Origin of the sequence: Epilithonimonas hominis, assembly GCF_003730015.1 — a bacterium.
GTDB lineage: Bacteria > Bacteroidota > Bacteroidia > Flavobacteriales > Weeksellaceae > Epilithonimonas > Epilithonimonas hominis.
In genome coordinates this window covers 46,725-60,220 of the sequence record NZ_RJTU01000013.1, presented here as the reverse complement: position 1 = coordinate 60,220, position 13,496 = coordinate 46,725, and the positions used below count along the sequence as shown (strand labels likewise).

The following is a 13,496-nucleotide window of genomic DNA, read 5'->3' as shown; positions in this document are numbered from 1 at the left end:
TTAAAATTTTAATGTTTTTAAATTCTCCAAAATCTTTTGATCCAATTCATTTCCTTCTGCAAATAATTGACTCAAATTACTTTCATAAGTTTGCATTTTCTGTGCAAATTCTTCTGCGGTAATTTCTATATATTCTATTTTCACCTCAAAATATTGCCCCGCAGAAAAACTGTAATTTTTTGCCATTACTTCTTCTTTGGTTACCACTACAGAAAAATCTTCTTCGGCTTTCTTTTGGTTCATCGCATCTATAATGCGCTGTTCTTCTGTTGCAGTAAGTACCGTTTTTTGGTTTTTGCCTTCTTTGATGGTTTGTCCCAGTTTAGAAGCATCTACCAAGACTATCTTTTCGCTGTCGGCTTCCTTGTCTATAAACACAATAGAAACATTGGTTCCTGTACTTGCAAAAATATTGCTCGGCATACTTACTACACCGCGCAACCAATTGCGCTCTATCAGTGCTTCTCTTATTTTTCTTTCAATCCCGCTTTGTGCCGTGATAAAACCTGTTGGCACTACAATGGCCGCTTTACCTTTGGCATCAAGACTGTACATAATATGCTGAATAAACAACAAATAAATCGCCATCGATTCTTTTTTGCTTTTCGGGATATTGGGAACGCCTGCAAAAAAACGTTCTTTAAAACTGTCTTTGGTAAGGTCTGCCTGATAATCTGAAAAATCTAATTTAAACGGCGGATTAGATACAATATAATCGAACTTTTTTTCGAGATGTGCAGGTTGCAAAATGGTATTTCCCTTAATAATATTCGGGATAGAATGTTGCAGGTTATTCAGAATGAGATTCAATCTGAGCATATTGGCAGATTTCTGCGAAATATCTTCTGAATAAATGGTGCAGTTTTTTTCGCCAATCGCGTGTGCAATATTCATCAATAAAGTTCCCGAACCTGCACTCGGATCATATACTTTGGCACTTTTTACTTCTTCGTTCACGAGAATAGCTGCCATAATTCTGGCTACAGCGTGAGGTGTGTAATATTCGGCATATTTACCACCACTATCACTGTTGTAGTCTTTAATCAGATATTCAAAAATGGTGGCAAAGAAATCGTATTTCTCGGTAAACATTTTCTCGAAACTTACATTCACCAGTTTATTGAGCAAAGCACGGCAAAAAGCATCTCGTTGAGAAGCATCTCGAATAAACAAACTGATGTCATCAAACATTTTATCTTTTACCCCCGTTGCAGAACTCACGGAATAAATATCGATATTCTCTGCACTGATGCTTCGTAATGTACCATCAAAAATGGCATCTCCAAAATTGGGCTGGTTAGAATTATTGAACAAATAAGTAATCAACTGTTCGGGTTGCAGTTTGGCGGCTTTGTTTCCTATTCTAAAGAAGAGAAATTTTTTGTCTTCCTCGCTTAAATTTTCATAGGCTTTCTGAAAATCTTCTGCATTCGCCAAATCCTCATTGTGTTTTTTGGCTTCGTGGATAAATTTATCGTTAAGGTATTTGTATAAAAAAACCTGCGAAATAATATTAAATTCACTGGCATCATTTCCCAGTCCGTAGTTGGCGCAAACGCTTTTTAGTCCGTCTATTAAAGTTTTAGTTTGCGTGATAAACTGTATCTCCGTCATTTATATATTAGTTGTAAGTATATTGTTGTTTGTATTCTTTTACAATAAGATTATTGATGTTTTCTGTGGTTTGAGCGTCTAATTTTATTTTCTGTTGGTCTATAAAATTTTGTATCACAATGCTCATTACTTCTTGGTTAAAATAGGTTTCATTCTTTACCAATTCTACATTGTGCAGACAGATGTCGTCTATGATGGTTTTCGTTCCCAAAAGTGCTTCGTAAATCTGTATTTCTTTGGCATTAATGGTTGGGTTATTAATTAATCTTTTATGAAGTCTGGCGTATTTTTCGTCGTTTTCATATTTGGCTCTTAGCAGTGCATTTTTACGATTGAGTTCTCTTACTTCGTCATAAATTCTGCTGAGAATATGAATGTTGTCTCGCATATCTTCTTGGTTTACCTCATCTAGATTTTTATTTTTGAAAATACGTTCTAGCTCTTCTTTCAGGGTAACAAATTCTGGATCGGCAGGGTCTATATTGCGTTGCAATTCTTCTCGGGTTTGTCTGAGCTGATTTCTGAGTTGGTCTGCCAAAATCATTTCTTCTTCCGAAATCTTGGTAAACTGGAAGAAAATATCTTCTAATGCTGTGTTGATAAGGTTGGTGTTATCGTTTTCATTATTGATGCTGTCTACAAAATTCAAAATATTCAATCGTGACTGAACTTCTTTTAGCATAAGATTGAGCTTGTAAAAATCTAATAAACCCAGCAATTCATCATCTCCCTGTAAACGGATGATATTTTTAAGTTCTCTGGCATTTTGCAGCAAATTGAAGAGTTCGGTTAATTGCTTTTTATCTTTAATATCGTCCATTTGCAGACGGAAGTTTTCAGCATTTTTCAGGTCATACTGAAAGAGTTTTTCTTTGATTTCTAAAACATCGTGTTCTATTTCTTCTTTCGACTTGAATAGGTTGCTGTAATTCTGCATTTCATCACCCAATTCCTGTTGCAACTCTTGGAAATAGTTTTCGTTGGTTTCTTTAAATTCTTTGGTAATGTCTGCAAAATCGACCACAAAACCGAAACGGTGTTTTTTATACGGTCGGTTTACGCGGGTTAGAGTCTGCAAAAGATTATGATTTTTGACTACCCTTGCTAAATACAGTTTTTTAAGACGAGGTGCATCAAAACCAGTTAAGAGCATATTATAGACAAACAAAATATCAATATCCCCATTTTTGAAGGCTTCAATTTCTTGTTTTCTGATGTCTTTAGAATTCACATCGTGTAAAATAAGACTGGCTTTTAATGGGGTTTGGTTGCCATATTTTGCTCTTTCTTCACGGACTACAGCATAATCAAACTCTTGCTTTCCATAAATTTTTTCAAACTGGGCAAAAAGTTCTTTGGCTTGTTCGGAAGTGTCACAAACCACCATTCCGCCTATGGTTTCATCTTTCTTTCTGAAATCTTTTAAATCATTCAGAATATATTCCAGCATTGGTTGTGCAAACTTAGGATGAGCAAAAATTTCGCTTTTAGAAATTTCGCCTTTCAGAATTTTAATTTGCTCCATCACATCTTGCATTTGCATTTTGTAAGTAGTGGCAATGCCTTCCCTAATCAATCTAAGCGTATAACCATCTGCAATAGAACGATTATAGTAATATTTATGAATATAATCGCCAAAAAGGGTTTTAGAATCATATTCTTTGGCTACTTCTCGCAAAAGTGGCGTTCCTGTTAAGGCTATTTTTACTGCATCTTTGTCCGAACGCAAAAGATTCACCAAATAATTACCTTTAGGATTGTAACTTCTGTGAGCTTCGTCTATGAAATAAATTCTTTGAATATTCAAATCATAATCAAAAGATTCCAAAACCATACTTTCATCAGAAAATTTCTGAATGTTTACGACTGTTATTTCCTGTTCTCCTGAACTGTTGAGAATAGCACTCGCCTTTTTAATATCCTGAATAAATTCAGTTCTAGAATTTACCATTTTTACAGACAAACCTCTCGAACGAAATTCGGTCTGTGCTTGTATCGCTAAATCTATTCGATCTACTATGAAATAGAACTTTGCAATGGTGTTTTTCTTTTGATAATATTGAGAGAGGTATTTTACATTGTAGTACGCCAAAGCCGTTTTTCCACTTCCTTGCGTATGCCAAATAATCCCTTTTTTAATGCCTTCATCCAGTTTTTGAGTAATCGCTTTCGAAGCAAAAAATTGCGGATAACGCATAATGTGTTTTTCAATAACAATTTTCCCTTCTCTATTGGTTCTTTCTACATAGGTAATCCCAAACTGTAAAAAGAAAGCCAATCTTTCTTTTGAAAGCAGAGAGGTTATAATTTTATTGGTAGGCGTTTCGTAATTTTTATTGACTTTAAACTCATCTGTGTATTTAATGGCAACAATATTATTGTCTTTTAAGATGAGATTTTCCAGCTCTTCATTTTCTGATTTTAGAAGATGCGTGTAATTTAATAATTCTTCTTCTCGGAAATAGTTAAACATTACCCCGTCTTTAGAAGGTGTAGCGTAATAAGCTCCCATTATAGGTTCTACTACTCCGTCTTCATACTCCATATTGTTAGAAAACAACATTAATTGCGTAATGTTCGTAAAAGCTTTGAAGTCTTTTAAAGCAAATCTTCTGTTGATTCTATTTCTTTCAGCAATAACACCTTCCCTATTATTCGGTTTTTTCACCTCAATAAAAACCAAAGGCATTCCATTGATTAAAACCGTAATATCTGGTCTGAATTCTTCGTCCCCTTTTTTGCAAGTCAATTCAGCGGTAACGTGAAATTCATTATTATTGAAGTTTTCAAAATCAATTAATCTTGTTCCAGAAGTATTCATTAACATTCTGAAAAATTCTCTTCCTAAATCATCATCATTGAGTTTCAATGATACATCAGTCAATAAACGCTGTACTTCGTCTTCTGAAATATCAGAATTAATTTTAGATAGAGAACGTTTAAAAATATCACGAAAAATATTATTGTCTTCCAGTCTATCTTGTTTACTTTTTGGGATATAAGTATATCCTAATCTGCACAAATGTAAAATTGCCGGAATTTTTACTCTTGAATCTTCGTTGAACATTAATAGTTTTTTTTTATATAAATTTCAAATATAACCAAAAAACCCAACGCTACCACTAGCACAATCCTCATTATCCCAAAAAAAATCCACGTTTTCGGAATGGATGCTATGGTCAATTCACCAGATGCTGCCCGAGGTAGAAACGAGTGAAGGCTTACGTATTCTTCGCATTATTCAGGGATGCATAAAACTTCATCGTTTTGCCGAGACAGTAGGTTAATGACAGGAAGTTAAAAAAGATAATAGCAACTTGTACACCCGTGACCGGTTTTGAACGGGTATCATCGGAGTATGTACGGGACATCACCGGGGTTTCTTCGGATCTTCTTCCGAAGCGCTTCCGAAGGATTGTGGGAGAAAACTGAAAGAATCCTTAAATAATTTGCTGATTGATTTTGACTTTAAAACATCTTATTTCATTTAGTAAATGTTAAAACCATCAAATTTTTATTAAATTTGTTTCTTTCACAAAAATTATCAACTTAGATGAGTTCACTTTTCAGAAGAAAACACTACGCAGAAAATGCAGATTCCGGACAGTTAAACAGAGTTCTTGGGACTTGGGATATTGTATTTTTTGGGATTGCCGCCATCATTGGAGCCGGAAGTTTCAGCAGTTTGGGAGAAGCTATTTTCCGTGGAGGACCCGGCGTTATTGTTTTATATCTGATTTGTGGTTTTGCCTGCGCTTTCACCGCACTTTGTTATGCAGAATTTGCAAGCAGAATCCCTACAGCAGGAAGTGCTTACACTTATGCCTACGCCAGTTTTGGAGAATTGATTGCCTGGGTTATCGGCTGGGCGCTGATTATGGAATATTCTTTCGGGAATATCTATGTCGCCTTCTCTTGGTCCGATTATTTCACCAGTTTTATGGAAAGAATCGGGGTTCATATTCCTGATTATTTTACCTGTAGTTATACCGAAGCCAAAAAAGCTTTTCTCAATAATTCAACCAACGGAGAACTCATCAACGCTTGGAAATCTGCCCCAATTATTGGCGGATTGAAAATTATCGTTGATATTCCTGCTTTGGTGATTAATGGATTAATCACTTGGCTTTGCTATCAAGGCATCAAGGAAAGTAAGAATTTTAATAACTTTTTTGTTATTCTGAAGTTATTCGTGATTCTCCTCGTCATCGCAGTCGGTGTCGCTTATGTTAATACTGGGAACTGGTTTCCAACAAGTTCTGTAACTTCAGAACCTTCTTTTATGCCAAATGGATTTGCGGGTGTAATGTCTGCTGTTTCAGGTGTTTTCTTCGCTTATATTGGTTTTGATGCGATTTCTGTTTTATCCGAAGAAACCAAAAATCCTCAAAAAGACCTTCCAAAAGGTATGTTGATTTCTTTGGGACTTTGTACTGTAATCTATATTATTTTAACTTTAACATTAACAGGATTGGTAGATTATAGGAAATTTGACGGCATTGGAGATCCGCTGTCATTTGTATTTGACAAAACCAATCTCAACCTTCCCTGGATGGAATTTATTGTCTCATTGATTGCGATTGTTGCAATTACAACGGTACTTTTGGTTTTCCAAATGGGACAGCCGAGAATCTGGATGGCCATGTCCAGAGATGGGCTTTTACCCAAGAAATTTCAGGAAGTACACAGTAAAAACAAAGTACCGTCTTTTGCAACAATCGTGACAGGGATTGTGGTGGGCATTCCGATCATCTTCACGGATAAATCTTTCATTCTTGATTTTACAAGTATCGGAACTATTTTCGCTTTCGTGCTTGTTTGTGGTGGCGTTTTGATGTTGCCTCCAAAAGAAAAAATCAAAGGAAGATTCCACTTACCGTATATTAATGGGAAGTTCCTTTTTCCATTAATTTTCATTGGTGGTTTGGTATTCTTCTATTTCTATCAACCCGAATTCTTCCACAATTTAACCAATATCAACGACCCAAATGAAGGCGAATTCCGTCTGGCAATTATTATTTTCATTATTGCTAATTTGGTTTTATGTGGATTGGCCATCGTTAAAAATCTTTCCTTAATTCCTTTAATTGGCCTTAGTTCTTGTCTTTATTTACTAACCGGAATGAGCCACGAAAATTGGTTCTGGTTTGGACTATGGTTTGCTGTAGGTTTGGTAATTTATTTCCTATACGGATATAAAAACAGTAGACTAAACCAAACGATCAATGGCAATCAATAAAAGAATTACTAATTATAAAGAATTTTATCAATTTTATCTTACCGAACATAAAAAACCGCTAACCCGTATTTTCCATTTTGTTGGTATCTTATTGGTTTTTGTGGTTATTTTTTATGTACTTAAATCGGGGAAAGAACGGTTTCTGTGGTATTGCCCTATTTTTGGTTATGGGTTGGCGTGGTTCAGTCACGCTGTGATAGAAAAAAACAAGCCAGCGACCTTCAGATATCCATTGTGGTCAATTATTTCAGATTTTAGACTTTTTTTCGAACTGCTTTTCGGAAAACAAAAATTTACAAATAAATGATGAGGAAATATATTTATAATCTACAACCATGAAGAATTTCATCAAATCAAATATTTCGCAAGAATCACTTGCATTATTGCTCACGCAGGCTCCAGTTGCCCTTTCTATGTTGATGGGTGATGAATTTATTATAAAAGTTGCCAATCCTCAAATTCTTCATCTATGGGGAAAACCGCCGCAAATTATCGGACGCAAACTGATAGATGCCTTGCCAGAACTGGAAGGACAACCCTTTATGGATATTCTTAGCCAAGTACGCACTACAGGAAAGCCTTACAAAGGTTATCAAGAATTTTGCTATCTGGTCCGAAATGGAAAGCGCGAAGAATGCTATTTCGATTTTATCTATGCCCCGATTTTTAATGATGAAGAAACCGAAATCATCGGCGTGAGCGTCGTTGCAACAGAAGTTACAGATCAGGTTAACGCCGAAAAAAAATTGGCTGAAACAGAATATACTTTTGAAAGACTTATTAAAGAATCAGATTATTCTATTGCGTTGTACAAAGGCCCGGATCTTATCATCGATATTGCCAATAACAGCATGCTAAGAACTTGGGGTAAAAATGAAAAAGTAATAGGCATGAAACTGGAAGAAGCTCTTCCCGAACTTGAAGGCCAACCATTCCTCGATATTCTTAAAGATATTTTTAAAACAGGCAAAACGTATTCTGCTACTGAAGACGAAGTTGTTCTAGAAAGAAATGGCCAACTATATACTTCCTACTATAACTTTTCTTACAAACCACTTTTCAATGAACAGGGTGAAGTGTATGCTATTTTAAACTTCGCTACGGATGTTACAGAAATGGTTCTTACCAAGAAGCAACTGAAGCTAAACGAGGAAAAATACAAAAATCTCGCAGACAGCCTTCCAATCATTGTGTGGACTGCGGATAAAGATGGTATTATTGATTATTACAATAAACAATGGTATGACTACACAGGTTTTACAAGCATAGACAGTAGGGAAAGTGCCACCGAAAAAATTATTCATCCTGATGATCAGAAGAGATCTATCGACATTTGGATGACCAGTAAAGCCAATAAGACTAATTATGAAATAGAATACCAGTTCCGTGACAGAACTTCTGAAGATGCCTACCGTTGGTTTCTGGGACGTGCTATTCCCATCAAAAATGAAGACAATGACGTGATCCAATGGATTGGAACCTGTACCGACATCAACGAATTCAAGCAATTTCAACAGCAGAAAGATAACTTCTTAGGAATTGCAAGCCACGAACTCAAAACACCACTTACAAGCCTAAAACTATACTCTCAATTTCTTGAAAAAAACCTTAGAAAACAGGAAGACGACAAGAATGCGGATATAGCTAAAAAAATGGATGAGCAGATTAATAAGCTTACAAGTCTTGTGAACGATTTACTGGATGTGACAAAGATCCAAAATGGAAAAATACTTCTTAATAAATCAGATTTCGATTTCGATGATCTTGTTGAGGAAATTTTCACTGAACAGCAGATGATCACCAGTCACAAAATACTTGTAGAATCTGAAAAAATAGGATATATCTATAGTGACCGCCACAGGATTTCTCAGGTTATGAGTAATCTCATTGGCAATGCCATAAAATATTCGCCAGATTCCGACAGAATTCATATTACAACAAAAGTAACAGATGACGACTGTGTGCTTTTTGCCGTGAGAGACTTCGGAATAGGCATTCCTGCCGATAAAACGGAAAAAGTCTTTGAGCAGTATTATCGTGTGAGCGGAAGCAAAGAACATACATTTCCAGGACTAGGTTTGGGACTTTATATATCATCAGAGATCATTAAAAGAAGCGGTGGCAAGATTTTTGTAAACTCAATTGAAGGAAAAGGATCGGAGTTTTGTTTTCTAATTCCGAAAAAGAACGAAGCAAATTAATATTCTTGTTTAAAATGTCAACATCAAAAAAAATAATAGTTGTGGATGACAGTCCAGCCATTCTGGATTCTGTCAAGCTGATGCTCAATATGGAAGGTTTTGAAGTATCTAATTACGAGCGTGGCAGCGATATGTTCAATTCTTTGCTAGAAACATCGACTAAGCCAGATGTGATCCTGATGGATATGTGGCTTTCTGGGGAAGATGGAAGAGATATTTGCAAAATGATAAAAGCACATCAGGATTTCAAAAACATTCCTGTTGTGATAATGTCTGCCAGCCGAGGTTTGGGCGATTCTGCAATAGAAAGCGGAGCGATAGATTTCATCCCAAAACCTTTTGATCTTGGAGAGATTGTAGAAAAAATCAGATACTACTCCCACGCTAACGAATAATTTTTATTTCGGCAGCTTAATCCGCCCTCCGTTCCCGCTTTTTTCTTTTTAAATAAAAAGAAAAAGAGCTCCACTCAGGTCGGGCTGCGTTCAATTCAACTTTTAAAATTTATAAAAAAATAATACTCTATAAAAAAGCAGTTTAAAAATTTTTAAACTGCTTTTCTTTTCTTCAATAGTTACGAATTTAAAAATCGACGGTTTCTGGATTCAAGCCGGAAAAGCCGGTTTCTTCCAAGGTTTTCAAAGCTTTCATATCACTTTCTGATATTTTGAATCTTTCAAAATGTAAGTTGTTTTTTATGTTGACAGGATTTTCAGATTTTGGTAAAACAATCACGCCAGATTGTAAACAAAATTGGATACAAAGGATTGCTGGCGAAACATCATATTTTTCAGCAATATCTTTCAGATTTTCATCTTTCAATAATCTACCAGAACCAATTGGGCTCCAAGCCTCTATCGCAATACCTTTTTCTTTACAAAAATCCACCACTTCCTGCTGGGTGTAACCTGGATGAAACTCTATCTGATTAACAGCCGGAATCACTTCTGCAGTTTCCAACAATGCTTTGATTTGAGGCAACATAAAATTGCTGACACCAATGGTTTTCACAACGCCAGATTTGTACAACTCCTCCATCGCTTTCCAAGTTTCTGCATTGATTTCCTTCCAATTCTCGAATTGTGTTTCATTTGCAGGCCAATGTATCAATAACAAATCCAAATAGTTGGTCTTCAGTTTTTTAAGAGACTGCTCTACAGAATATTTCACACCTTGTGCGCTTCTGTTGCTGTTCCATATTTTGGTAGTGAGATACAGATCCTTTCTTTCGATTCCGGATTCTTCAATCGCTTCTCCTATTTCCTCCTCGTTTCCATAGATATCAGCTGTATCAATATGTCTATAACCAGCTTCTAAAGCTGCCTTTACAGTTTTTTGAACACTTTCTGTCGTTTGCCATGTTCCAAAACCAATCTCAGGAATCTCAGTTCCGTTATTGAGAATTACATTCTTCATTTTAAAATAATTTGATTTTTTCGAAATCCAAAATTACGCCAACAGAAAGAGATTTTAAAATATTCAGCTGATGGAAGAATCAAAAATTGATGATAAATCTTGTATTGATATTTCCTAAATTTGGACTATGGAAAAACAGGAATTCGGATTACTTGGGAAGAATATCTCTTACTCATTTTCAAAAAAATATTTCGAGGAAAAATTTAAAAAATTATTCTTAAAAAATCATTCATACAACTTCTTTGATATTGCAAACATAGAACATATAAATTCTGTTATAGATAATCAAAATCTAGTTGGGATGAATGTCACAATCCCCTACAAACAAGCCATTATTCCTTTCCTCGACGAACTCAGTGATGAAGCTCAACAAATCGGTGCTGTGAACTGCGTAAGTTTCAAAAACGGAAAGAAAATCGGCTATAATACAGATGCTTTTGGATTCGAGAAAACTTTGCTTATCAACAAAAAAGACCATCACAAAAAAGCTTTGATTCTTGGCGACGGTGGCGCTGCAAAAGCGGTGAGATATATCTTGGACAAACATAACATCGAACATCAAACTGTTTCCAGAAAATCTGAAATCACTTTTGAAAATCTTTCGGAAGACTTGGTAAAAGATTCTTTACTGATTATCCAGACAACACCGGTTGGAACCTTCCCAAACGTGGACGATTCTGTTCAATTTCCTTTTGAAGCGATTACCGATAAACATTACGTTATCGATTTGATTTATAATCCTTCGGAAACGGCTTTTCTGAGAAAATCTGCAGAAAAGGGAGCCACAACATTGAATGGTTTTTATATGCTGGAACAGCAGGCGGAAAGAGCTTGGGAGATTTGGAATAGTTAATTCTATAGAAAATCTTTAATCACTTTCCACTTCTCCAATTTCTCCTCAAACTTAACCGTATGAAGAGGACTTGTGGAAGGCAAAACTATAATTGGAATTTTGAAATCTTTGCCTAGAATTTTGATGAGGTTTTTATAAGACTTTTGTCCGTTACAGAAAATCATTTTGATATTCGGATAATTCTCGATGAGTTGAGGAATGTTGTTATCAATTTCATTTTTGATTTCTGTATCCAAACTTCCTTTTCGTTCACAACTTTCGATGACATCCCAAAGCGCAATTTTGTTCTCTTTCAATAAATCTTTTCTTTCTTGATAATCCAATGAAAATGACTTATCAAAAAGATGAAACATCAATTTCCAAAATTGATTCTGTGGATGTGCATAATATTGCTGCATTTCCAAAGATTTAACGCCCGGAACCGAACCCAAAATCAGAATTTCTGATTGCTCATCAACAATCGGTGGAAAAGAATTGATTCTGTTCATTTTGTTTTATCGCAAAGTCGCAAAAATATTTAAAATTAATTTAGTGTAAAGTCGCAAAAATAAAATCTTCTATTTTACCATTTTAACAAAGTTAAAATCTTTGTGCCTTGAAAACATAAGTTATAATTAAACCTTTCGTGCCTTTGCGTTGAAATTCTAGAATGTCTCTGAGAACCTCAGACTGACATTTTTAAATTCAAACATTTAGCATTAGAGACGTCACCCTGAAGCTCTCGAAGTGTTTTTATTCTAATTATTTCAAATTATCTAGAATTTTAAACAGAGCATTGCTAATACTTCCACCTTGATAATTGTTTATAATGATAGAAAATACATAATTTTTGCCACTTTTAGAAGTTTGATAACCTGCAAAAGATTTGCTGTCTTTGATGGTTCCACTTTTCATTTTGATTCCGTTCTGCGTTGGGAAACCTTCATAAAAAGCATCAAACCAGTTTTGCTTTTTAACATATAAAAGTGCCTGAACCTGCGCTTTTGCTGAAACGTAATTCTGTGGAGAAAGTCCGCTGCCATCAGCAAAGTTGATCATCATCGGATTAATGCCTTTTGACTTCCAGAAATCCTTTAGAAAATCCACACCAGTATCAAAACTCGGATTGTTACGTTTTTCTTTCGCCATTGTTTTGATTAAAGTTTCTCCGTAAAGATTGATGCTTTTTCTCAAAAACCAAAAGACAATTTTGTCCAGTGTTGGCGATTTATATTCAAAGATTTGATTTTGAGTTGGAGCTTTTGAAACAGATTTTCCGGCAATTTTTTCATTGTAGTAAGTTGTCGTTTTTCCAGAAAGGGAAATTCCGTTTTCTGTTAGCAATTTTTTGATTTCAAGAGCTAATTGCATTGGCGGATTAGGTGTTGCACCGGAAACTGTGGTTACTTTTCCGGCAGGTAATGTTCCATTAATCATTGCGGTTTCGGAATGTGGCGCTGTGAAGATTAAACTTTGGTCAGAGCTTCCGCCAGTTTTCAGCTCATTTATCCAATTGACATTTTCCAAATCATAGGAAAAACTCTTGAATTGATTGCCATTAATATTAATATCAAATTGGTTCTCTCTCCAATTAACGCCAAAAGTTCCTGCACCATAATAATTCCCCAAATCATTCCAAGGCCATCCACCAGGCGTACTTTGGAAATCGAAATAAGAATCATCGATAATCAAATTACCTGATATTTTCTTGATTCCGGATTTTTTGATGGCATCTAACAATTGTTGTTTGAAATTTTCAGGCGTATAATTTTCCCAACGCCAGCTTCCCAAAGTCGGATCACCATTGGAAGTGATATAAAAATCTCCGTCTAAATTTCCATTTGATATTTTCCCAGAATAGGAAGCGGTCGTTTTGAACTGATAATTCTCTCCGAGCGTCTCCAAAGCTGCCGCCGATGTAAAAATCTTTTGCGTGCTGGCTGTGGAAAGTCCTTTGTTCCCATTGTATTCATAAACTAAATTTCCATTCTCATCTGCAACATAGAAAGAAAGATTAGCTGCCAAAGCATTGGATGTAGACAACATCTCCTTTACCGATTTATCCAGATTAGCAGAAACCGATTGGGAGAAAACAGCTTGCGAAAGCAACAACGGAACAATAAAAAGATTCTTCATTTCTGAATTTTTTATCAAAACTAAGGATTTTATATGATGTAAATAAATTTTAAATTCT

The 13,496-nt window shown here is 35.4% G+C and carries 10 protein-coding genes; 5 read left to right on the top strand and 5 right to left on the bottom strand.

Annotated elements, in window-relative coordinates; all coding sequences use genetic code 11:
• Together EGH73_RS01525 and EGH73_RS01520 are read right to left on the bottom strand one after the other, a co-directional pair.
• On the bottom strand, positions 1-1,614 hold the full coding sequence (locus EGH73_RS01525; protein ID WP_123280361.1) for an HsdM family class I SAM-dependent methyltransferase: 1,614 nt from the start codon (positions 1,612-1,614) through the stop codon (positions 1-3).
• Positions 1,615-1,621: 7 nt separating this feature from the next.
• Complete coding sequence (locus tag EGH73_RS01520) at positions 1,622-4,681, bottom strand: type I restriction endonuclease (protein ID WP_123280360.1); 3,060 nt, start codon at positions 4,679-4,681, stop codon at positions 1,622-1,624.
• 486 nt (positions 4,682-5,167) lie between these two features.
• Here EGH73_RS01520 and EGH73_RS01515 point away from each other — a divergent pair, with 486 nt between their 5' ends.
• Genes EGH73_RS01515 through EGH73_RS01500 form a run of 4 tightly spaced genes read left to right on the top strand, consistent with a single transcriptional unit; the run spans position 5,168 to position 9,449 of the window.
• Complete coding sequence (locus EGH73_RS01515; RefSeq protein WP_123280359.1) at positions 5,168-6,853, top strand: APC family permease; 1,686 nt, start codon at positions 5,168-5,170, stop codon at positions 6,851-6,853.
• Complete coding sequence (locus EGH73_RS01510) at positions 6,840-7,160, top strand: DUF962 domain-containing protein (protein ID WP_245985368.1); 321 nt, start codon at positions 6,840-6,842, stop codon at positions 7,158-7,160. Before EGH73_RS01515 ends, EGH73_RS01510 begins: the two co-directional genes overlap by 14 nt.
• A gap of 28 nt (positions 7,161-7,188) precedes the next feature.
• Positions 7,189-9,054 (top strand): PAS domain-containing sensor histidine kinase, encoded by a 1,866-nt coding sequence (locus EGH73_RS01505; RefSeq protein ID WP_123280358.1) that lies wholly within the window; start codon positions 7,189-7,191, stop codon positions 9,052-9,054.
• A gap of 14 nt (positions 9,055-9,068) precedes the next feature.
• The gene (locus EGH73_RS01500) at positions 9,069-9,449 is read left to right on the top strand and encodes a response regulator (RefSeq protein ID WP_123280447.1); all 381 of its coding nucleotides are present in this window, start codon (positions 9,069-9,071) and stop codon (positions 9,447-9,449) included.
• A 187-nt stretch (positions 9,450-9,636) separates the two neighbouring features.
• On the opposite strand, the gene EGH73_RS01495 is transcribed toward EGH73_RS01500, so the two are convergent.
• Positions 9,637-10,470, bottom strand: coding sequence for an aldo/keto reductase (locus tag EGH73_RS01495; protein ID WP_123280357.1), 834 nt, complete (start codon positions 10,468-10,470; stop codon positions 9,637-9,639).
• Positions 10,471-10,597: 127 nt separating this feature from the next.
• On the opposite strand from EGH73_RS01495, the gene EGH73_RS01490 reads away from it, so the two are divergent.
• A complete protein-coding gene (locus EGH73_RS01490) occupies positions 10,598-11,323 on the top strand; it encodes a shikimate dehydrogenase family protein (RefSeq protein WP_123280356.1) in 726 nt (241 codons plus the stop codon).
• Positions 11,324-11,325: 2 nt separating this feature from the next.
• Here the strand turns inward: EGH73_RS01490 and EGH73_RS01485 are convergent, their stop codons facing one another.
• Complete coding sequence (locus tag EGH73_RS01485; RefSeq protein ID WP_123280355.1) at positions 11,326-11,811, bottom strand: DNA-deoxyinosine glycosylase; 486 nt, start codon at positions 11,809-11,811, stop codon at positions 11,326-11,328.
• A 253-nt stretch (positions 11,812-12,064) separates the two neighbouring features.
• A complete protein-coding gene (gene dacB / locus EGH73_RS01480) occupies positions 12,065-13,438 on the bottom strand; it encodes a D-alanyl-D-alanine carboxypeptidase/D-alanyl-D-alanine endopeptidase (RefSeq protein WP_123280354.1) in 1,374 nt (457 codons plus the stop codon).
• Positions 13,439-13,496 lie beyond the last annotated feature (58 nt).

Coding starts and splice junctions, on each gene's coding strand:
- EGH73_RS01525 (WP_123280361.1), bottom strand. CDS start 1,614: ATGACGGAGATACAGTTTATCACGCAAACTAAAACTTTAATAGACGGA.
- EGH73_RS01520 (WP_123280360.1), bottom strand. CDS start 4,681: ATGTTCAACGAAGATTCAAGAGTAAAAATTCCGGCAATTTTACATTTG.
- EGH73_RS01515 (WP_123280359.1), top strand. CDS start 5,168: ATGAGTTCACTTTTCAGAAGAAAACACTACGCAGAAAATGCAGATTCC.
- EGH73_RS01510 (WP_245985368.1), top strand. CDS start 6,840: ATGGCAATCAATAAAAGAATTACTAATTATAAAGAATTTTATCAATTT.
- EGH73_RS01505 (WP_123280358.1), top strand. CDS start 7,189: ATGAAGAATTTCATCAAATCAAATATTTCGCAAGAATCACTTGCATTA.
- EGH73_RS01500 (WP_123280447.1), top strand. CDS start 9,069: ATGTCAACATCAAAAAAAATAATAGTTGTGGATGACAGTCCAGCCATT.
- EGH73_RS01495 (WP_123280357.1), bottom strand. CDS start 10,470: ATGAAGAATGTAATTCTCAATAACGGAACTGAGATTCCTGAGATTGGT.
- EGH73_RS01490 (WP_123280356.1), top strand. CDS start 10,598: ATGGAAAAACAGGAATTCGGATTACTTGGGAAGAATATCTCTTACTCA.
- EGH73_RS01485 (WP_123280355.1), bottom strand. CDS start 11,811: ATGAACAGAATCAATTCTTTTCCACCGATTGTTGATGAGCAATCAGAA.
- dacB (WP_123280354.1), bottom strand. CDS start 13,438: ATGAAGAATCTTTTTATTGTTCCGTTGTTGCTTTCGCAAGCTGTTTTC.